Source organism: Prochlorococcus sp. MIT 0604 (genome assembly GCF_000757845.1).
In the GTDB taxonomy this organism is placed as follows: Bacteria; Cyanobacteriota; Cyanobacteriia; order PCC-6307; family Cyanobiaceae; genus Prochlorococcus_A.
Window position 1 is genome coordinate 1,511,440 of the sequence record NZ_CP007753.1, and the last position, 20,188, is coordinate 1,531,627.

Genomic DNA, 20,188 nt, shown 5'->3' on the forward strand with positions numbered 1-20,188 from the left:
AGAAATTTACGGGCCCTGCAGTATTTCATTTTCCACATCTTCTCTATTAATGCAATAGGAAAATAGTCTTTTAGTTTCTTGTCCTTCACTTTCCCAGATAACACTTAAATCTTCTTGTTCAAAAATAATAGTTGCATTCCAATTTGAAAGTAACAGATACCATTTAGATGGATTATTAATATCCTTCACAGCACCTAGATCATTTAGCCACAATTCCAATGATTGAAGTGAATTTTGATTAATAGGTTTTTTAGAGGGATTCACAGACTTTTTAAAAAAATTATTTAATTAGCCAAAGCGGTATTGTCTCTAATTCTTTTCCAGTAAATGAAGCAATAAAAATTGAACAAATTAAACTTATAGCAATGATGATAATTAAAAGAAACAACGAAAACAATTCTCCATTCGAAAAAGGTCTTCTATTTCCAATTAAATTTTGATTATTAGAATCGATTACTAAATTATTTAAAACGTTAGAATTATTTCTACTTCTAGAGTTTTCTTTAAGTTTGTCATCATATATTTTCCTTAAATTACTATTATTTAAATGTTCATAAGCTTCTAGAACTTCTTGAAATTTACTTTTAGCAACGTCTATTTCTAATGAAGTTGTATCAGGATGCAACTCAATAGAAAGTTTACAAAATGCTTTTCTTAATTCATGATTGGATGCATTTTCATTTACACCTAAAATTTTGTAATAGGAAGTTTCCCCTTTCAAAATAATCTTTTATTAATATTGTAATTCTAATAAATTTTTACTAAATAGAATGTATTTAATGGATGGTTAAATTCATATTTATAACGAAATGAAAAAACAAAACATTCCAGAAGAAATTCTTTCCTTAATAACTGAAGAAGAAATAAATTTATTTCAAGAGTTACAAGTTAAAATTAAAGAATTAAATAATAAAACTAATCTAACAAGATTAACTGATGGGGATGATTATTGGATATCTCAAGTTTTTGACAGCATTTGGCCATTTAAAGCTTTTACGAATATTAATTTTGATAATAAAAAATATTTAGATATTGGATCAGGCTGTGGCTTCCCAGGATTAGCTTATGCCATAACTCATCCTAATTCTGAGATATACCTTATTGATTCTTTGAAAAAGAAAACAGATGCAATAAAAATTTTAGTTGAACAGATCAATTTCAAAAATAATATTCATGTAATCAATGATCGGATTGAGAACTTAGCTCACCAATCATCAATGAGAAATAATTTTAATATTGCAACAACTAGAGCGGTTAGTAATCCATCAACAGTTTCAGAATATATCCTACCAATGTTAAAAAGAGAAGGGTTTGGAGTTTTATATTGTGGCAAATGGACGAATGAAGAAAGGAAAAATCTAGATAAAACTTTAGAAATATTAGAAGGGAAAGTTAAAGATAAAAAAGAGATACTATTACCAAGAAATAAAGGCACCCGAAATATTATTCTTATTCAACAAAAAAGATTATGCCCTGAAATTTACCCAAGAAAAGTTGGCAAACCTGAAAAAAATCCATTATGAAATTATTTTTTTGATAACCTTTTAGCATTCTTATCTCCAAACTTTTCTTTTAAATTTCTCAATTTTCTTATAACTTTTTTTGGATTTATATGACCTTCTAATACTTTCAATAATTGTCGCTCAGAAACATCTTCATCTAGTAAATTTGCGTTGAATCCTGGGAACCAGTGGCTTCCATTACCAAGCAATTGATATCTAGCTCTTGCATATCCTTCCATACCCAACCAATCGATTAAATTTGAAAGCCAAAGCAGAACAGGAATATTAATATTTCCCGGCGTATATTCCCAACTTGGTAAATTTCTATTCCAATTTTGATGCCACTCTAAACCTAAGGAATTAATTGATTCCTGCCTTAATCTGTTTATTATCTTAGGCACATACTTCTCAGATTCTGATAACAACGAGACAGCTTCTAAATGCAAAGCAAAATCTGTCTCTTTTGCAATACCCACACTCAAAGTATGGACATTTTGATTTCTTAAGCAAAAAAGATCATTAAAAACTATAGGATGAAGTGGTTTACATAATTCCATTAATTTTATTGATGGAGTATGAAGATGTCCCCCTTTATCAGTGGGACTTATTATGAAAACCCCAAGATCATGCTTATTGGCTAAATTAATAACCTTTGTATTTTCCTGATTAATAAAATACCAGTGCAAATTTACATAATCAAATAAGTTTGTTGATATGGCCTTTTCAATAAGTGAAGATTTTCCATGGGTTGAAAATCCTATAGATCCAATTAAATTTTCTTTTTGAAAATTCCTCAAAATATCAATGCAACCTCCATCTCGAATAGACTGATGTAAATGTTCAGCAGTATTAATACCATGTATAGCTAACAAATCAATTTTTTTAACTTTCAGTTTTTCAATACTTGTCTTAACATCTCTCTCGAAAATTTTCGGATCACTATTTGGTGGAATCTTTGTTTGAATTATATTTGGGATTTTCTTAGTATTCTTAAAACACATCCCTAATTGCACCTCAGAAGTTCCATAGTACTTGGCTGTTTCTACATGACTAAAGCCATATTGTGATGCAAGATCTAATATATTTTCTAATTTAATTTGCTCTTCGTATGAAACCTCAGAAAAATCTAATTCATCCCAACTTTTTTGAAATCTCATACCACCTAAAGATAAAACAGGAATCTTCAGATTGGTTCTACCAAATCTACGATATTGCATCTTTTTGTTATTAGTGCTTATTCATTCTCGGTGGCTTCCCAAATGTTTGAAACATATCTCTATCGAGACTATTCTCTAAATCATCCAATTCTTCAAATTTGACCCAATGAATACAATCAACAGGGCATGTATCTATTGCTTCTTGAATGACATCAGAACTATCTCCATCTTGCCTAATAGCTCGACTTCTACCATGAAATTCATCAACAGTGAAAGTGTTTGAAGCGACATGTACACAGTATTGACAGCCAATACACTTGGACTCATCAACCCATACAGCTTTTTCTGCTAACTGACCACCTAAAACGGGCTCAAAACCTGTAATTTCTACATTTTCTGCAAATTTATCAGATGGATCAATAAAATCCATACACGAAATTAATTATCCCACTTGGTCAAAACCAACTCGATAGAACCATCATTTTTGTTTTTTTGTTCTACGATTTGATATCCATCCTCATTGGTTTTTGAAATAATTGTGTGGTAGGCATACATTTGAGTAACTTTAGAAATAAACCTTTCTACAGGGATCTCAAATTTCCAAAGATCAAGATCAGTAACTAATTCATAAGCATTTGAATTAGTGTCCCATTTAAATCCAACTTTAGTATCACCTGGTAAATTCATGCTTATATCTACTGCTGTAAACTTGCCCCTATAGCCTTTTACAAACTTTTCTTCTTGATTGATGGGATAACCAAGATGATTTAAGGCCTTAATTAATGGCTCTGCTTCTTTGAGCTGGGTTTTAATAGTACTAAAATGTGACATTAGATTCGTTATTTAGTTGTTTTAAGTTTTCATGTTGATTAGAGGTGAAAGCATCAGATGTTTTCTTCTTTACTGTTACTTTACCAAGAGCATTTTCGAGATTTTTTGTAGCTTCATTGCATGAATTACCAGTAAATCCCTCAACAGTTTCTTCAACTCTTCCGTCTTGATGAATTTTGAATCTCAATGTTTTTTGAGGCATTAAATTCAAGTACTGAGTACTTTTACTTTATATAGAATAACGAAAATATTTTGTTTCAGTTGGTACAAGTTAATTAATTTTAATTTTTATATTGAATATGTGATAAATTGATTTTGTTATGAAGCTTTTTGTATAAAAATTTATAATTTTTCAATTATAAAAACCTTGCATACCCATTGAATCAAGAGCAGTTTTAGCTTCTTCCATAACGGATGGCTCTTTATCAAAAAGTGCTATTTTAGTACATTCATCAACAAAACTTTCTTGAAAGGTGTTGTTTAACTTTGCATACAACCTACACAATGACCAAATGCAATTACTTCGTACACCTGATTCATTATCTATCTTTAAACTTATTAAAAGTTGTTCTGCTGCTAACTGAGCGTTCTCAAAAGAAACATTTCCAATTTCAGCTAAAGAACTAGATGACCATAACCTTACTGCAGCCACATCATTCTTTAAAGCATTTATTAATGGTTCTAAAACAATTTGGTTATCATAGTTAGCTAAGCTCCATGCAGTCGCTCTTCTGACATAAGCATTATCATCAGTCTTCAAAAGACTGACAAGTTTCTGGACTGCGCTAGGACATGGATTACGACCTAAAGCATATACAGCACTCATTCTTTCAACTGGGCAAGGTTGATCAAGCAATGGTAACAAAAGGGGGAAAGATCTTTGGTCTCTATACTCACAAAAAATTCTTAAGCCTTGTATCCTCTCTTCTCTATTACCTTTGAGCATTTTTAAAGCTTCATCACACTCTTGACTAATATTTAAATTTTTTGAAAAAACATCTTCATCAATTTGCTCTAAAGGATCTATTTCAATCTCTAAAGCCAGTTCTCTTGCTAAAACATCTGGATCAACTGCAATTTCAGCTAAGCTTTCTTGATTAGGATCCTTATTTTTTGTCATTTTCAGAATCTAATAGAATTAATTCACTGGTGCAGGTGACAACATATCTCCTGGCAACCAAATTCTTGCACTAACTGCAAAGAAAGCAATCCCAAAAAGTGCAACGATAGCGAAAGGTAAAATTTTTGTCTTAATAAAACCCAAAGATTTAAGATTAATTAAAACAATGATAGCCTGTTTAAGAGACTTTTAAAAAAATTTTTAGATAATATTTTCTTAGACAATATTATTTGTTTCTTGCATTTTGTCTTAACTGTCCACATGCAGCATTTTTATCGAGACCTCTGCTTTTGCGCAAGCTGTTAGCGATGCCATTAAGAGAAAGTCTAGATTGAAATGATTGCATATTTTTTAAAGAGACTCTTTGAAATTCAACTTCCTCAATTTGGTTATACTGTATTAAATTTACGTGGGATTGAAACCCTTTCAGCAAATTACTTAATTCATTAGCATGTTCCAATTTATCATTAACCCCACTTAGCATTAAATATTCAAAGCTTACCCTCCTACCAGTATCTCTTACGTATTGCTTACAGTCTTTAATTATATTTTCGATTTCGTAGTTTTTTGCACTTGGAATTATCTTTTCTCTTATTTTTTGGTTTGAAGCGTGTAGGCTTATTGCTAACGTAAATTGACAATTACCTAAAATTTGAAAAGACTTTGCTGATAATTTATTTATCATTTTTGGAATAGCCACGGTGCTTACAGTTATCTTTCTCTGGCTAATTTGAAAATCCTTATTTATAGATCTTATTGACACGAGCAACTCATCAATATTCAATAATGGCTCGCCCATACCCATGAAAACAATATTGGTCACTTTTCTATTCATTTCATTTTCAATAAATAAAATTTGATCTAAAATTTCACTTGCTTTTAAAGATCTCTTCAAACCTTCCTTGCCAGTTGCACAAAATTTACAGTCCATAGGACAACCAACTTGACTAGAGAGACAAGCAGTTAGTCTTTTTTCAGTTGGTATACCAACGCACTCAATACTTTCATTATCAGTTGTAGAAAGTAACAACTTTAGAGTACCGTCGTTAGCTAAGTTTCTTTCCTGAACACTTAGTTCACTTAATTTAAAACCATCATCTTTTAACTTCTTTCTGAAATCTAAAGGTAATACTTCTATTTGATCAATACTCTTCTTCTTATTTTTAAAGTTATAAATCCAATTATAGATTTGGCGACCCCTAAAAGCAGCTTGACCATAATCTAAAGCCACATTTTCTAAATCTTTAACACTACTCCCAAGAAGATTTTTCAAATTAAATAGTCTTTATTTAAAAACTATTGTCACCATAACAGCAAACCATGTTTTAGAAAGAATTCTGTAAGAATAAGCGCAATAAAACCAATCATGGCAATTCTTCCATTAAGTCTTTCATTATAAGAATGGAATCCATAACGAGGTAATTTTCTTTTGGGGACAATCTCTGGCTTAATCATCACTTACAAATTTAAAAAATCTATTCTAGTCACTGAAAATAATAATAGTTAATATTTATTCATCAGACAGGAGGCCTTCCTCTTGCAATCCCTCCAGTGCAGCAGGATCTGGTAATTGATCTTCAGAAAATTGATTTTCAGCATTAGGTCTTGCGAAGGCCGCAAAATTACTCGAGGTAGGGTCAATTCCATGTCGGTTTCTGGTTGTCTCCAAATCTTCATCACTAGGATCATCAAGTATTGCTGTAGAGCTTACGGAAGGTGATTGTGGCATATCAACTGTATAATCTGGCCTTAAGTTCTGTGCTCTTCTGTAGCCGCCAGATTCTTCTGCGAGGATATCGGGATGGGGGCCAGCCTCTGAGGATAATTCTTCCACAAAACCGCTAAAACCAGTTCCTGCAGGTATTAGTCTACCAATGATAACATTTTCTTTTAAACCTCTTAACCAATCAGATTTACCTTCAATTGCAGCTTCTGTAAGAACCCTTGTTGTTTCTTGGAAAGATGCTGCTGAAATAAAGCTGTCTGTATTGAGTGAGGCTTTAGTAATACCCAACAAAACAGGAGTAAATTCTGCTGGAGCTCCTCCTGTAATTGACATTGCTTGGTTTGTATCTTCCACTTGCCTCAACTCTATGAGTTCACCAGGCAAAAGAGTAGTATCTCCAGCATCTTCTATACGGACTTTACTTGTCATCTGTCTAACAATAACTTCAATATGCTTATCATCGATTGCTACACCCTGTGACTTATAAACATTTTGGACCTCACTTACCATACTTCTTTGAAGTTTTGATATGGATTCTCGAGCTGCATCAATCAGAGGTTTCTGATCTTTTAAATCATTGAAATAGCAATCTAATAGTTCATGCGGATTAATTGGACCATCAGTTAAAGATTCTCCACCTGTAACTTGTTGTCCATCACTAACCATTATATTTTTTCCAATTAATAATTGATATTCATTCAATGAATCATCATTTTCAATTACCGATAAAGAAACTGATTCTTCATCATTACCTTGTTTAATCTGAACAATTCCAGATTTTTTACATAGAATTGCAGAGTCTCTCGGTCTCCTAGCTTCTAATAACTCTTCAATACGAGGCAATCCTTGTACAATATCTCCAGTTTTCTGCCTCTCAAAAACAAGTAAAGCTAAACCATCTCCCCTAAGAACTAAATCTCCATCTTTAACATGTAAAACTGAATCAGGAGAAACCATATAAGGCCTGCCAAGTCTTAAGGTTACTAAACTATTAGAAACCTCTTCTATTTCTCCACAAGAAGTTGATTTTACAGACTTACTAATAGGATCACCATCAACTACCCGATCACCAACTTTAACAACTACTTTTTCACTAACTTTAATTTTAATTTTATCTTCTTCTCTTTCAACAATTAACCTTCTTATGGGCTCATCGTCAACAACATTTGGCAGTTGAACCAATCCCTTCTCTTTACAAAGAATTTGAGTAGTAGCTATTACATCTCCTGCTTTTACTAATTGGTCATTATTAACTTGAAGTTCAGTATGTGTTGAGCCATGACTGGAGTCAGACATAGTATCTCTTCTTACAAGAATAGACTCCAATATTACTAAATTTAATCTATTGATTGATGGATCATTCTCATCTTTAATTGACTCGACATCGATAGTCATTTGAGGAGTAGCATCAAAGCTTTCGATGCTTAAATGTGTTCTAAGCAATTCAACTCCTTCAACTGATTTTATCAATTCACCATCTTTATAAGTAAGCCTTTGGATAGCTTTTAAGCCTAAATGTGGTCCTTTTTCCTGCTTAACATGTGATAGTTGAGGTAATTCCGCTTGGTCAGGAATAGTAAATTCTTCAACTGTTCTTAATAACAAGCCTCTACATTTAGGTGTTTCTAATTTTTGAACAAATAGGATTTCTTTATTATCAACGCCATCTAAAATCTTTTCGCCTGGATTTACAAGATTTCCTTCTTCTGTAAATCTATTCAGTACTTCTTCATCATCGCACTCATGAAAAGTTCCATTTCTTACAGTTATTTCACGGAGGATATCATTTTTTTGCGTAACAGTAACAATTCCTGATGTTTGACTAAAAATATCTTTTACAACTTCTGTTCCAGCTTCAATCCATTTCATATCTTCGATCATTAGAAGAGATATGTCTTTATTGATTTCATGTGTCTCTTGAGGAATCCAAAGCAATGTCCCTCCTTGACTTACTTCAAAACCATTTTTAGATGATCTTGCTTTTTTAACACTTAATCCAGGTGCATATTTTACTAGACCACCAGTTTTGGTACGGAACCTTTCATCCGTTAAATCTGCTATTACCTCACCATTACTAATTTTACTTCCAGGAGAAGTATTTAAACGATAAGATGTACCATCACTAGATTCCAAATTAAATATTTGACCTGAGTGAGTAGATTCTTCAATTAATTTAAAATTAGTTAAGGACATTGAAGTAGTAACAATCTGAACTTCTCTTGAATCTCCTATTGACTCTCTTAATCGAATTTGTCCGCCAAACTCACTTGATTGACTTGCTTCTGCCAAAACAGTTCCTTCATCTACAGATTTTCCAGATGTGATAACCGGTCTTGCATTAGGTGGTAAGTTATAAACATCTCCAGCTAAAACCCACAATCTGCCTAATCTTTGAGCTTTTAACGTAATATTTCCCTGCCTATCTGTTACCTCCTTTGGTTGAATAACCTTGTCATACCTAACCTGACCAGCCAAATCACAGATAACATCTTTTGTTGCTTTTTCAACACTCTTTTTCACCGCACCCGCAGTTATCTGAGCAACAGTAATGTCAGAATTAATTTCTTGACCGTCATCTACAAATAAAAGAGATCCACTAGAAACTTCAATTTTTTGAGCTTTGCCAGAATTATTGCCTTTAGGAACTATCTTTAGTATGAAATCAACTTCCGCTTGTTTAGCTTCTACTCCATGTGGTGTTCTATAACCTCTAACCTTTGCTTTTGAACTAAATTCAACTTTACCAGAAATTTTTGATCTTACTACTCCACTTTCAGCAGTTGATACACCTCCAGTATGGAAAGTTCTCATTGTCAATTGCGTTCCTGGCTCACCAATAGATTGAGCAGCAATAATTCCAACTGCCTCACCTAAATCAACCAAATGATTATGAGCCAACGCCCACCCGTAACACCTTCTACAAACAGATCTATTAGCTTCACATGTTAATGGGGATCTTATTTTTATTTTATTAATAGATGCTTTCTCAATTTCTCCTGACAATGCAAGATCTATTGCAGTGTTTTGAGGAACAATAAGGTTTTCTTCAGCATCAAGAATATCTTCCGAGGTAAGCCTTCCAAGAAGCCTCGCTCCAAACTTACCGTCTTCAGCTTCAATAACTATTGATCGTTTTGTTCCACAATCCTCTTCTCTAACAATTACATCTTGAGCGACATCAACTAATCTTCTTGTCAAATAACCAGAATCTGCAGTTCTTAGGGCAGTATCCACCAAACCTTTTCTTGCTCCATAAGACGAAATTACATATTCAGTAACGGTGAGTCCTTCTCTAAAATTAGTTCTTATTGGCAAGTCAATTATTTCTCCTTGTGGATTAGCCATCAATCCCCTCATGCCAACGAGTTGTCGTACCTGAGACATATTCCCCCTCGCTCCTGAATTAGCCATCATCCAAACGGAATTTAGGGGATCATTTTGATTGAAATTATTCTTGACAGCATCTACTAATCTTTCATTAGTTTCGGTCCAGGTATCTATAACTTTTGTGTGCCTTTCAACTTCGGTAATTTCACCAAGCCTGTAGCATTCTTCTGTAGCAGATATTTGCTCCTCAGCTTGCCCTATTAAATCTTGCTTGGCTGCAGGAACTTTTAAGTCATCTACTGAGATAGAGACAGCAGCTTGGGTAGCATATTTAAACCCCAAGTCCTTTAGATTATCAGCCATGGCTGCAGTTATTGCAGTTCCATGAGTTTTATAAGCCCAAGAGACTAAATTCTTTAAGGCTTTCTTATCAACTACCTTATTCTTAAATGATGGCGGCGTTTTAGCTAGAGCAGGCATTGTAACTGGATTTTCCTTTTTTGAGTTTTTAGTAGTTTTACGTACTCTTGATGTTTTTTTAGGTTTAGATGAAGTCATGATTTTTAAGTGAATGAAGAATAGTTTTTAAAAGATTACGTCTTTGATACAGAATCGATGATGGTATAATTCATAACCACTCTCCCGACAGTTGTCAGCACAAATCTACTAATTAAATTATTATCAGAGTCAAATCTATCCCTTCTTAAATTCCATAGCTCTAGTCTTGAGCCATCTTCTAGCTCTTTAGTTTTTTGTGGGCTACGCATTTCGTCTTCATCTTCAACTTCTCCGTTAAATCTAACCCAAACCCATTCATGTAAGCTGAGTCTTTTATCTTCAAAAGCAAAAATGACATCTTCTAATGAAGCAAAAGTAGTGTTATTATCTCCAAATTCTGGTTTTTGATAATTCGGTTGCAAAGCTGTCAAATAATAAGATCCCAAAACCATATCTTGTGATGGAGTCACAATTGGTTCTCCAGTAGCAGGAGAAAGAATATTATTACTGGCCAACATAAGCATGCGTGCTTCAGTTTGAGCCTCTAAAGCTAAAGGAACATGAACTGCCATTTGATCTCCATCGAAGTCAGCATTGAATGCAGGACAAACTAAAGGATGAAGTTGTATTGCTCTACCTCCAACTAATTTAGGTTCAAAAGCTTGAATACCTAAACGATGAAGCGTAGGAGCTCTATTCAAAAGAATTGGATGGCCTTCAATAACTTCCTGAAGTACCTGCATAACTTCGTCATCGGCTTTTTGTATTAATTTTTTTGCAGCTTTTATGTTATTTACAATATTTTGTCGTATTAATCTATGAATTACAAAAGGTTGAAAAAGCTCTATCGCCATTTCTTTTGGGAGACCACACTGATGCATTTTCAATTTAGGACCCACAACTATTACAGATCTTCCTGAATAATCAACACGCTTACCAAGAAGATTCTGTCTAAATCTTCCTTGTTTTCCTTCTATTATGTCACTAAGAGACTTAAGAGCTCTATTATTCGCTCCAACAACAGTTCTACCTCTCCTTCCATTATCTATAAGGGCATCAACCGCCTCCTGAAGCATTCTTTTTTCATTTCTTACGATAATTTCAGGAGCTAAAATTTCTTGAAGCCTAGCTAGTCTGTTATTTCTATTTATAACTCTTCTATATAAGTCGTTTAAATCTGAAGTTGCAAATCTTCCCCCATCAAGCTGAACCATTGGTCTAAGATCAGGAGGAATGACTGGGATTGCATCTAAAACCATCCATTCTGGTTTTGCATTAGTTGCAATAAAATTATCAATAACTCTTATCCTTTTTATAAGTTTTGCTCTCTTTTGCCCTTTGCTATTAGTAATTTCTTCTCTAAGCTCCTCAGCAACCTGATTCAAATCAAGGTCCTCAAGTAATTGCTTCAGTGCCTCTGCACCAATTCCAACAAAAGGTTCATTTTCGATAGTTGAATCTTCAGCATAAATTTCATCTTCAATTTCCAGCCACTCATCCTCAGTTAGTAATTGCTTATATTTAAGTTCTTTATGGTCACCTGGATCTAAAACGACATAACAATTAAAATAAACTATTTGTTCTACATCTCTAAGCGGAATATCCAAAAGTATTGCAACGTAGCTAGGAATTCCTTTCAAATACCAAACATGTGAAACTGGTGCAGCTAGTTTTATATAGCCCATCCTATGTCTTCTGACTCTACTTTCAGTTACTTCAACCCCACATCTCTCACAAACAATGCCGCGATGTCTTACTCTTTTATACTTTCCACAATGGCATTCCCAATCTTTAGATGGCCCAAAAATCTTTTCACAAAACAATCCATCCATTTCGGGTTTAAGTGTCCTGTAGTTAATAGTCTCTGGTTTCGTAACTTCACCAACTACTTGTCCATTGGGCAATGTTCTCTGCCCCCAATCCATAATTCTTTGTGGAGAAGCTATTGAAATTTTGACGTAATCAAAGTGATTTTCGGTTCTTAAGTTGCTGTTTGTCATTTTTGGCTAATTTAAATAAAAGTTTTAATTTGGTATTTAATCTTCCTCATATTCAGAGGTTCCGAGTGATTCGTATGTCGGCCTTGATGGAGTATTTCTTCTAGGATTTACATCTTGCATTAAATCTACCTCTTTCCCTTCATCTGTATAAACCCCTATATCCAAGCCTAGAGATTGTAATTCCCTCATAAGAACTTTGAATGACTCAGGAGTACCAGGTCTTGGGATCGGTTTACCTTTTACAATTGCATTGAGAGCTTCATTTCTTCCTTGCATATCATCAGATTTAACAGTTAACAATTCCTGAAGAGTATAAGCGGCTCCATAAGCTTCAAGAGCCCATACTTCCATTTCTCCAAGCCTTTGTCCACCTTGCTGAGCTTTACCACCTAATGGTTGCTGTGTAACTAAAGAGTATGGACCAGTAGATCTAGCATGAATTTTATCATCCACCAAATGTACTAATTTAAGGAAGTGAGAGTATCCGACGGCAACTGGCTGATCGAAGGGTTCCCCTGTTCTTCCATCTTTAAGTAATAACTTTCCAGGGTCATCAGGATTGTAAACCCATGCTTTACCTGGTTGTTTTGATGCTTCCTCTAAAAATGCTTGAACAGTTTGATGTGATTTTTCAGCTCCATACATTTCATCAAATGGAACAACTTTAACTCGACAATTTAAGTTGGAGGCTGCCCAACCCATCAATAATTCAAAAACTTGACCTACATTCATCCGACTTGGGACCCCTAAGGGATTAAGAACTATGTCTACAGGCGTTCCATCGGGCAAATAAGGCATATCTTCTCTTGGTAAGATTCTGCTAATAATTCCCTTATTTCCGTGCCTTCCAGCCATTTTGTCACCTACTTGAATTTTCCTTCTCTGAGCAACGTAAACTCTTACAACCATATTGGCTCCAGGAGGTAATTCATCACCTTGTTCTCTAGTATAAATGCGAACATCTAAAACCCTTCCCTTTTCAGTTTTGGGTACTCTGAGTGAATTGTCTCTCACATCTCGAGCCTTTTCACCAAAAATAGCTCTTAAAAGTTTTTCTTCAGGTGGTTGGTCTGATTCCCCTTTTGGAGTCACTTTTCCGACAAGTATATCTCCACTCTCGACAAAAGCACCAATCCTAATAATTCCCATCTCATCAAGATTATTCAAGCTTTCTTCAGAGATATTAGGAATCTCTCGTGTGATTTCTTCAGGTCCTAGCTTCGTTTGTCTTGCTTCAATTTCATATTTTTCGATATGGACTGAAGTATATAAATCATCAGTTACCATCCTCTCGCTCACAAGTATTGCATCTTCATAGTTGTATCCCTCCCATGGCATGTAAGCGATTAAAACATTTTGGCCAAGGGCTATTTCCCCTCCTTCGCAAGCAGATCCATCTGCTAAAACCTGACCAGATATAACTCTATCTCCAATTTTCACTATAGGTCTTTGGTTGAGGCAAGTATCTTGATTTGATCTTTGATATTTCTGAAGATAATGAAAATGTTCATTACCATGCTCGTCTTTAACGACAATTTCATTAGCGTCAACGTAAGATACAATTCCATTAACTTTTGTTATGGGAACCATCCCCGAATCTCTAGCAACTTGAGATTCTAAACCTGTACCAACTAAAGGTCGTTCTGGCCTGAGCAAAGGAACCGCTTGGCGTTGCATATTTGATCCCATTAGAGCTCTATTAGCATCATCATGTTCCAAGAAAGGAATAAGTGAAGTCGCAACTGAAATCACCTGAACCGGAGAAAGCTGAACGTAATCAACTTGATAAGGAGGAACTTTTTCAAAATCCTGTCTATATCTCACTGGTATTAGATTTGCGATTATGTTGCCATCCTTATCAGTTGCGACGTCTCCAGGAGCCACCCTACACTCATCTTCTAGATCAGCAGAAAGATAAACAGGATTACCTTCTTTAATAACTTTACCGTTATTAACTTCCCAAAAAGGTGTTTCAATAAAACCATACTCATTAACTCTTGCGTGGGTAGCCAAAGAATTTATAAGTCCTGCATTAGGACCTTCAGGAGTCTCGATAGGGCATAATCTTCCATAATGTGAAGGGTGTATATCTCTTACCGCAAAGCCAGCTCTTTCTCTAGTTAAACCTCCTGGACCTAATGCTGAGATTCTTCTCTTGTGTGTTAATTCAGCCAGCGGATTAGTTTGATCCATAAACTGGCTTAATTGACTGGAACCAAAAAATTCCTTTATAGCAGCAACTAAAGGTTTGGGATTGACTAGTTGAGCGGGAGTTAAGGAATCTGTTTCCCCAACAGTCATTCTTTCTTTGATGATTCTCTCTAAACGATTAAGTCCAACCCTAACTTGATTTTGAAGCAGTTCTCCCACAGATCTAACCCTTCGATTACCAAGGTGGTCGATATCATCCAGACTAGCGCCGCCAATATCCAATTCTAGGTTTATTAAATAATCAATGGTAGAAAGAACATCTTCATGGGTAAGTGTTCTCACATCGTCTGGTACAGTAAGCCTCAATTTTTTATTTATTTTGTATCTACCAACTCGGCCTAAATCGTATCTTTTAGGATCAAAAAATCTACTATGTAATAGCTGTTGTCCTCCAGAGACAGAGGGTGGTTCACCAGGACGTAGCTTCTTGTATAGCTCAAGTAATGCTTGATCTTCTGAATTTATACCCTCTTCATTAGCAGACTCAATTGAGTTTTGATAAAACTCAGGATGCCTAAGTTTATCGACCACATCATTATCTGAAAGACCCATCGCTCTCATAAGAACATGAGCATTAATTTTTCTAGTTTTGTCAACTCTAACGTAAAGTAAATTATTTTTGTCAGTCTCGAATTTTAGCCAAGCACCTCTATTAGGGATAACACTAGCGTTGTAAGTTCTTCGGCCATTTTTATCAAGTTCATCTTTGAAATATACTCCAGGACTTCGAACAATTTGATTAACAATTACTCTTTCAGCTCCATTTATGATGAAAGTTCCCCTTTCAGTCATTAATGGTAATTCTCCAATAAATACTTCTTGTTCTTTAATTTCCCCTGTCTCTTTATTAATTAGCCTGCAAGTTACATACATTTGAGATGCAAATGTAGCATCTCTTCTTTTGGCTTCCTCAACATCATGCCTAGGTCTTTTTAACCTGTACTCTTCACCAATAAAATGTAATTCTAATTTACCTGTGTAATCAGAAATGGGAGAAAAATTTTGTAGTTCTTCTATTAAACCCTTTTCTAAAAACCATTTAAAGCTTGCTCTTTGTACTTCAACTAAATCTGGTAGATAAGTAGCTGTTTTTGCTACCTGTAAAGCGCTACTGCTCATCCAAGAAAACCTGCGATTTTGTGAGATTTACTATTTACTTTTAATCTACTCAATAATTAGTTCTTTAACTTTTCACTTGATATTAGATCAACCATTAGATCTCGATTTCAACAAAAATAAATTCAATTAAATAAGAATTAAATTTTATTTAATGCTGATAAATCATTAACTGTGTTAGTTAAAGCTAAAAAATTAAGAAAAATTTCCAGTAATTCCTAATACTAACAGCTGCTATGTCAAATTAACAAGTCAAATTTAAACAAATCTTCAGCATTCTTAGATGACTCTCTAGCAATTGTGATTAATTCAGTAGATCTTAAATCTGCCATAAAATTGGCAACTTTTTCAACAAACGCAGGTTCATTTCTTTTACCCCTATGAGGGACAGGAGCTAAAAATGGTGAGTCAGTTTCAATTAAGTATTTATCACTAGGAACTATTTTGGCACACTCATGAATTTCATATGCTTTTGGGAAAGTTACTATTCCACTAAAACTGATGTAAAATCCAAGATCTAAGAATTGCATCATTTCTTTTGGAGTTCCCGTCCAACAATGAAGTACACCATTAGGACATTTTCCGTTTTTTGAGAGATCACTACATATCTCAATCATTTCTTTTGCGGCATCTCTGCAATGGATGATTACAGGTAATTTAAGTTCATTTGCTAACTCCAGTTGAGGAATAAGTGCTTCAATTTGCTGAGTTTTATTTTTATTTTTAAAAAAATCCAATCCTAATTCCCCAATAGCAACTACCCTTCTATCTTCTTGTGCTGATTTTCTTAAAAGAGATTTTGAGCTCTCTTCCCATTTTTTTGCTTCAAGGGGATGCAAACCAACTGAATAGTAAATTTCATTAAATTCATGAGATATTTTTTTCAACTTTGGAATTTCTGTTAATTCACAACAAGCATGAACTAATTTTTTTACACCTGAAGAGCGTAATCTTAGAACAACATCTTCAAGATCTTTTTCGAAATTTTCAAATATTAAATGACAGTGGGAGTCTATGAGTTCGATTTCGCTCATAATTTTGATCTAACTTTTTACTTACTTGTGAGTGTAGTTTTTACTAAATTGTTGATTTTCGATTTTTTGTTAGCACCGTTATTCTTGTGAAGAACATTTTTTTTCACTGCTTTATCAATTAAGCTAAAAGCTTTATTTAGACTTGTTTTCACTAGATTTTCGTTATCCTCATTCGGATTTTTTTTATATTTTTCACAATTCTCTAAGGTTTTTTTAGTTAAAGTCCTAACAGTAGATTTATATGACTTATTTATTAAACGATTTCTTTCGGCAATTTGTATTCTCTTTTTTGCTGATTTGTTATTGGCCACAGAGGGTATATAAATAGAAGTATTCATCATAACAAATAAATCGACTCCTAATCAATCATATATAATTTAGAAAGCTATTAAATTAGGTTTTGAGCCTTTCAATTTGAAAAAATTAAGCATATGAAGATCATAAATAATAAAAAAGAAGCTATTGAAGAATTAAAAAGAATTTCTACTCGAACTAATTCAGAAAACAATAATGAGATAAATAAAATTGTTGAACAAATTCTTCAAGAAGTAAAAATTTCTGGAGATATAGCAGTAGAAAAATATACAAAAAAATTTGATGGTTTCGACCCTGACCCTATGCAAGTGAATGCAGATCAAATAAAGAATGCATGGGATGAAATTGATAACACTTTGAAGCGCTCACTGGAGGTAGCTCATAAAAGAATTCAAAGATTCCATGAAAAAGAAATTCCTCAATCTTTCACTATAAAAGGTGAATATGGTGACACAGTCGAAAGAAAATGGCGACCAGTTAAGAATGCAGGTATTTATATTCCTGGAGGTAGAGCTGCTTATCCAAGTACCGTATTAATGAACGCAATACCTGCAAAAGTAGCAGGAGTAGAGGAAATTATAATGGTATCTCCTGGGAATAAAGAAGGGGAAATAAACAAAACTGTTTTAGCTGCAGCTCACTTATCAGGGATCAATAAAGTATTTAGAATTGGAGGAGCTCAAGCAATTGGTGCTTTAGCATTTGGCACAAATCAAATCAATAAAGTTGATGTTATTTCAGGGCCAGGGAATATCTATGTTACAACTGCAAAAAAAATCATTTACGGATCTACAGGTATTGATTCTTTAGCTGGTCCAAGTGAAATATTAATCATTGCAGATGAAACAGCTCAAAGTACTCATATAGCATCTGATCTACTAGCGCAAGCAGAACATGATCCTTTAGCTTCAGCAATACTTCTAACTACATCAAAGAACCAGGCAAAAGAAGTTTTAAAAGAACTTTATAAAAAAATAGATGATCATCCAAGAAAAGAAATTTGCATGCAATCAATAAAAAATTGGGGGTTAATTGTGATTTGCGAGAATTATGAATCATGTATCGAACTAAGCAATAACTTTGCACCTGAACACCTAGAAATTATCACCATACATTCAAAAAAAATTCTTGCAGGTATAGAGAATGCAGGAGCGATATTTTTAGGGAAATGGACCCCAGAAGCTGTTGGAGATTATCTTGCAGGACCAAATCATACTTTACCTACATCAGGAAATTCTAGATTTAGCGGTTCTTTGGGGGTTGAAACTTTTATGAAAAATACTTCAATAATAGAATTTAATGAAGAAAGTTTAAAAGTTAATAGCCTTGATATTATTAATCTTGCTAAAAGTGAGGGCTTACATAGCCACGCTAACTCGGTACAAATAAGATTTGAAGATTAGCTAGCTTTTGAGGGCGAGTAAACCACTGGAGCATCGTTTTCAATTTTACCAACTAATACTTTGTCTGTAAGATCAACGAATAATCCATTTTCTAATACTCCTGGAATATTATTAATCTTCATTTCAACGTCTTTTGGATTCTTAATACCATCATTAAGTAATACATCAAGGATGAGGTTGCCTTGGTCAGTAACAACTGGGCCAGCTTTTTTTGTAGCCATTCTTAAAGAAGAACTGCCATTCATTTCTGAAATCACTTCCTGAACTTGCTTCCAAGCATTTGGAAGAACTTCTACAGGTAAAGGGAAAGATTGATTTAGATTTTCTACAAGTTTAGTTTCATCTACGACAATCAACAATTGATCGGCTTTAGATGCTACTAACTTTTCTCTAACATGGCATGCTCCTCCTCCTTTAATTAATTGAAATCTTGGATCAACTTCATCTGCTCCATCAATAGCTAAATCAATTTGAGATACGGAGGCTAAATCGATAAGCGGGATATCCAGTTCAAGAGCTAAAACTTCTGATTGAAAAGAAGTTGCAACACCACTTATATTTTTAAGTTTTCCAAGACGAATTTCATTAGCGAGGCTTTTTATCATTAACGCAGCTGTAGAACCAGATCCTAATCCTAGAATCATGTCACTCTTTACTTCCCTGATTGCTGCATCAGCAACAACTTTTTTCATTTGAGTTTGTGAATCCAAAATCATTTTCCCTTATGTTTATAGATTATTAAATTTCAATGGGTGATTTATGTCAAACCTGGGAGAGGTTCTGGTTTAATATTTATTTGTATCTCTTTATTATCTCTCAAAATATTTAAAAGGAATACTTTTCCTATCTGAGCTTTTTCTACTTCATCCAATAAAGCTTTAGGTTCTTTTATCGAGATATTTTCGGCTGCTATAACTAAATCACCTCTTCTTAAACCAGCTTTTTCAGCCGGGCTATTAGGTATTACTGATTGAATTAGAGCTCCATTTCTTTCAGGTAATTGAACTAGTGAATTAGGGTCTCGATTATGTTCTTTAGCAATTCTAGGATTTAAAGAAATCAATTGTATCCCTAAATATGGATGAATAACTTCCCCATTTTTAAGAAGCTGATCAGAGACGCTTTTAGCTAGATTGATAGGAATCGCAAAACCTAAGCCAGCTCCAGGGCCGCTTCTTACTAATGTATTAATTCCTATGACCTCACCATTGGAATTTATGAGTGGTCCTCCAGAATTTCCTGGATTTATTGCGGCATCAGTCTGAATAAGATCAAGCCTTTTATCTGAAAACCCTAAACTATTAATATCTCTATGCAGGCTACTAACAATCCCTAAGGTAACTGTTTTTTCAAGACCATAAGGAGTACCAAGAGCTATTGCCCAATCACCAACTTCAAGATCTTCAGAATTTCCAAGTGGAGCAAAACCAGAATAAGTATCTTCATCAATTTTTACTAAAGCTAGATCAGTTACTGCATCTGTACCCAAAACTTGACCATCACAAATAGATCCATCTGCCAAAGTAACTGAAACATCATCGACTCTTTCTACGACATGCGCGTTTGTAAGAATCAAACCATTCTCATTAATGATCACTCCAGAACCTTGTCCTCTCTCTCTTTCAGGAGTAATTCCTTGCTCACCGAGTAAATCTCTCAATAAAGGGTCAAGTAAAGTAGGGTCAAATTGTTGCCTTTCCACCAATCTCTCAGTATCAATTTTTACAACTGCAGGACCTACATTTTTTACTGCTGATGATACGAAATTATGACTTTCAAAAGAAGTTAAGGCTAAAACTTCAGCATTTTGAAATAAATTGACTAAACAAAAACAAATACCAATGAATATTTTGATTAAATTAATAAATTTAATCTTGAGAAACTTCATTTAATTAATAGTTTTTGAATTTATTTGATAAATCTAATTGAAGAAATATATTATTGTTGT

General features: G+C 34.0%; 19 protein-coding genes. 2 read left to right on the forward strand and 17 right to left on the reverse strand.

What is annotated here, in order from left to right; all coding sequences use genetic code 11:
- Positions 1 to 6 precede the first annotated feature (6 nt).
- Both EW14_RS08380 and EW14_RS08385 read right to left on the reverse strand, forming a co-directional pair.
- Entirely contained in the window at positions 7 to 264 is a 258-nt protein-coding gene (locus EW14_RS08380) for a DUF3143 domain-containing protein (protein ID WP_042851016.1), read from the reverse strand.
- Positions 265 to 280: 16 nt separating this feature from the next.
- A complete protein-coding gene (locus EW14_RS08385) occupies positions 281 to 721 on the reverse strand; it encodes a J domain-containing protein (protein ID WP_042851017.1) in 441 nt (146 codons plus the stop codon).
- A gap of 88 nt (positions 722 to 809) precedes the next feature.
- Here EW14_RS08385 and rsmG point away from each other — a divergent pair, with 88 nt between their 5' ends.
- The gene (gene rsmG / locus EW14_RS08390) at positions 810 to 1,523 is read left to right on the forward strand and encodes a 16S rRNA (guanine(527)-N(7))-methyltransferase RsmG (RefSeq protein ID WP_042851019.1); all 714 of its coding nucleotides are present in this window, start codon (positions 810 to 812) and stop codon (positions 1,521 to 1,523) included.
- Positions 1,524 to 1,525: 2 nt separating this feature from the next.
- Here the strand turns inward: rsmG and EW14_RS08395 are convergent, their stop codons facing one another.
- The 13 genes from EW14_RS08395 to rpsT all read right to left on the reverse strand — a co-directional run bounded on the left by EW14_RS08395 (position 1,526) and on the right by rpsT (position 16,833).
- On the reverse strand, positions 1,526 to 2,719 hold the full coding sequence (locus EW14_RS08395; protein WP_042851020.1) for an aldo/keto reductase: 1,194 nt from the start codon (positions 2,717 to 2,719) through the stop codon (positions 1,526 to 1,528).
- 10 nt (positions 2,720 to 2,729) lie between these two features.
- Complete coding sequence (locus EW14_RS08400) at positions 2,730 to 3,089, reverse strand: ferredoxin (RefSeq protein WP_042851021.1); 360 nt, start codon at positions 3,087 to 3,089, stop codon at positions 2,730 to 2,732.
- Positions 3,090 to 3,097: 8 nt separating this feature from the next.
- Positions 3,098 to 3,490, reverse strand: a complete 393-nt coding sequence (locus EW14_RS08405) for a DUF1257 domain-containing protein (protein ID WP_042851022.1) — start codon at positions 3,488 to 3,490, stop codon at positions 3,098 to 3,100.
- On the reverse strand, positions 3,477 to 3,692 hold the full coding sequence (locus EW14_RS08410; protein WP_042851023.1) for a DUF2997 domain-containing protein: 216 nt from the start codon (positions 3,690 to 3,692) through the stop codon (positions 3,477 to 3,479). Before EW14_RS08410 ends, EW14_RS08405 begins: the two co-directional genes overlap by 14 nt.
- 150 nt (positions 3,693 to 3,842) lie before the next feature.
- Complete coding sequence (locus EW14_RS08415) at positions 3,843 to 4,610, reverse strand: HEAT repeat domain-containing protein (protein WP_042851024.1); 768 nt, start codon at positions 4,608 to 4,610, stop codon at positions 3,843 to 3,845.
- 18 nt (positions 4,611 to 4,628) lie between these two features.
- Entirely contained in the window at positions 4,629 to 4,754 is a 126-nt protein-coding gene (locus EW14_RS10660) for a hypothetical protein (protein ID WP_255347394.1), read from the reverse strand.
- Between the two features lie 82 nt (positions 4,755 to 4,836).
- Positions 4,837 to 5,883, reverse strand: a complete 1,047-nt coding sequence (gene rlmN, locus EW14_RS08420) for a 23S rRNA (adenine(2503)-C(2))-methyltransferase RlmN (RefSeq protein ID WP_042851025.1) — start codon at positions 5,881 to 5,883, stop codon at positions 4,837 to 4,839.
- A 29-nt stretch (positions 5,884 to 5,912) separates the two neighbouring features.
- Complete coding sequence (locus tag EW14_RS08425; RefSeq protein WP_042851026.1) at positions 5,913 to 6,065, reverse strand: high light inducible protein; 153 nt, start codon at positions 6,063 to 6,065, stop codon at positions 5,913 to 5,915.
- A gap of 55 nt (positions 6,066 to 6,120) precedes the next feature.
- Positions 6,121 to 10,221, reverse strand: coding sequence for a DNA-directed RNA polymerase subunit beta' (locus tag EW14_RS08430; protein ID WP_042851028.1), 4,101 nt, complete (start codon positions 10,219 to 10,221; stop codon positions 6,121 to 6,123).
- A gap of 35 nt (positions 10,222 to 10,256) precedes the next feature.
- Positions 10,257 to 12,161 (reverse strand): DNA-directed RNA polymerase subunit gamma, encoded by a 1,905-nt coding sequence (locus tag EW14_RS08435; protein WP_042851029.1) that lies wholly within the window; start codon positions 12,159 to 12,161, stop codon positions 10,257 to 10,259.
- A 36-nt stretch (positions 12,162 to 12,197) separates the two neighbouring features.
- Positions 12,198 to 15,491, reverse strand: a complete 3,294-nt coding sequence (gene rpoB, locus EW14_RS08440) for a DNA-directed RNA polymerase subunit beta (protein WP_042851030.1) — start codon at positions 15,489 to 15,491, stop codon at positions 12,198 to 12,200.
- Positions 15,492 to 15,727: 236 nt separating this feature from the next.
- Positions 15,728 to 16,522: a TatD family hydrolase gene (locus EW14_RS08445; RefSeq protein WP_042851032.1), complete on the reverse strand. Its 795-nt coding sequence runs from the start codon at positions 16,520 to 16,522 to the stop codon at positions 15,728 to 15,730.
- Between the two features lie 17 nt (positions 16,523 to 16,539).
- On the reverse strand, positions 16,540 to 16,833 hold the full coding sequence (gene rpsT / locus EW14_RS08450; protein ID WP_042851380.1) for a 30S ribosomal protein S20: 294 nt from the start codon (positions 16,831 to 16,833) through the stop codon (positions 16,540 to 16,542).
- A 120-nt stretch (positions 16,834 to 16,953) separates the two neighbouring features.
- Here rpsT and hisD point away from each other — a divergent pair, with 120 nt between their 5' ends.
- Positions 16,954 to 18,240 carry a histidinol dehydrogenase gene (gene hisD, locus EW14_RS08455; protein ID WP_042851033.1) on the forward strand — a complete coding sequence of 429 codons (1,287 nt, stop codon included), beginning with the start codon at positions 16,954 to 16,956 and terminating at the stop codon, positions 18,238 to 18,240.
- On the opposite strand, the gene rpiA is transcribed toward hisD, so the two are convergent.
- Both rpiA and EW14_RS08465 read right to left on the reverse strand, forming a co-directional pair.
- The gene (rpiA, locus tag EW14_RS08460; protein WP_369794271.1) at positions 18,237 to 18,950 is read right to left on the reverse strand and encodes a ribose-5-phosphate isomerase RpiA; all 714 of its coding nucleotides are present in this window, start codon (positions 18,948 to 18,950) and stop codon (positions 18,237 to 18,239) included. The genes hisD and rpiA overlap by 4 nt on opposite strands.
- 47 nt (positions 18,951 to 18,997) lie before the next feature.
- Positions 18,998 to 20,128: a trypsin-like peptidase domain-containing protein gene (locus tag EW14_RS08465; protein ID WP_042851034.1), complete on the reverse strand. Its 1,131-nt coding sequence runs from the start codon at positions 20,126 to 20,128 to the stop codon at positions 18,998 to 19,000.
- Positions 20,129 to 20,188 lie beyond the last annotated feature (60 nt).

What these genes read in the sequence shown, in the direction of transcription:
- EW14_RS08445 (WP_042851032.1), bottom strand. Translation starts at nt 16,522, where the DNA reads ATGAGCGAAATCGAACTCATAGACTCCCACTGTCATTTAATATTTGAA.
- EW14_RS08415 (WP_042851024.1), bottom strand. Translation starts at nt 4,610, where the DNA reads ATGACAAAAAATAAGGATCCTAATCAAGAAAGCTTAGCTGAAATTGCA.
- EW14_RS08405 (WP_042851022.1), bottom strand. Translation starts at nt 3,490, where the DNA reads ATGTCACATTTTAGTACTATTAAAACCCAGCTCAAAGAAGCAGAGCCA.
- hisD (WP_042851033.1), top strand. Translation starts at nt 16,954, where the DNA reads ATGAAGATCATAAATAATAAAAAAGAAGCTATTGAAGAATTAAAAAGA.
- EW14_RS08430 (WP_042851028.1), bottom strand. Translation starts at nt 10,221, where the DNA reads ATGACTTCATCTAAACCTAAAAAAACATCAAGAGTACGTAAAACTACT.
- EW14_RS08425 (WP_042851026.1), bottom strand. Translation starts at nt 6,065, where the DNA reads ATGATTAAGCCAGAGATTGTCCCCAAAAGAAAATTACCTCGTTATGGA.
- EW14_RS08410 (WP_042851023.1), bottom strand. Translation starts at nt 3,692, where the DNA reads ATGCCTCAAAAAACATTGAGATTCAAAATTCATCAAGACGGAAGAGTT.
- EW14_RS08400 (WP_042851021.1), bottom strand. Translation starts at nt 3,089, where the DNA reads ATGGATTTTATTGATCCATCTGATAAATTTGCAGAAAATGTAGAAATT.
- EW14_RS08395 (WP_042851020.1), bottom strand. Translation starts at nt 2,719, where the DNA reads ATGCAATATCGTAGATTTGGTAGAACCAATCTGAAGATTCCTGTTTTA.
- rsmG (WP_042851019.1), top strand. Translation starts at nt 810, where the DNA reads ATGAAAAAACAAAACATTCCAGAAGAAATTCTTTCCTTAATAACTGAA.
- rpoB (WP_042851030.1), bottom strand. Translation starts at nt 15,491, where the DNA reads ATGAGCAGTAGCGCTTTACAGGTAGCAAAAACAGCTACTTATCTACCA.
- EW14_RS08435 (WP_042851029.1), bottom strand. Translation starts at nt 12,161, where the DNA reads ATGACAAACAGCAACTTAAGAACCGAAAATCACTTTGATTACGTCAAA.
- EW14_RS08465 (WP_042851034.1), bottom strand. Translation starts at nt 20,128, where the DNA reads ATGAAGTTTCTCAAGATTAAATTTATTAATTTAATCAAAATATTCATT.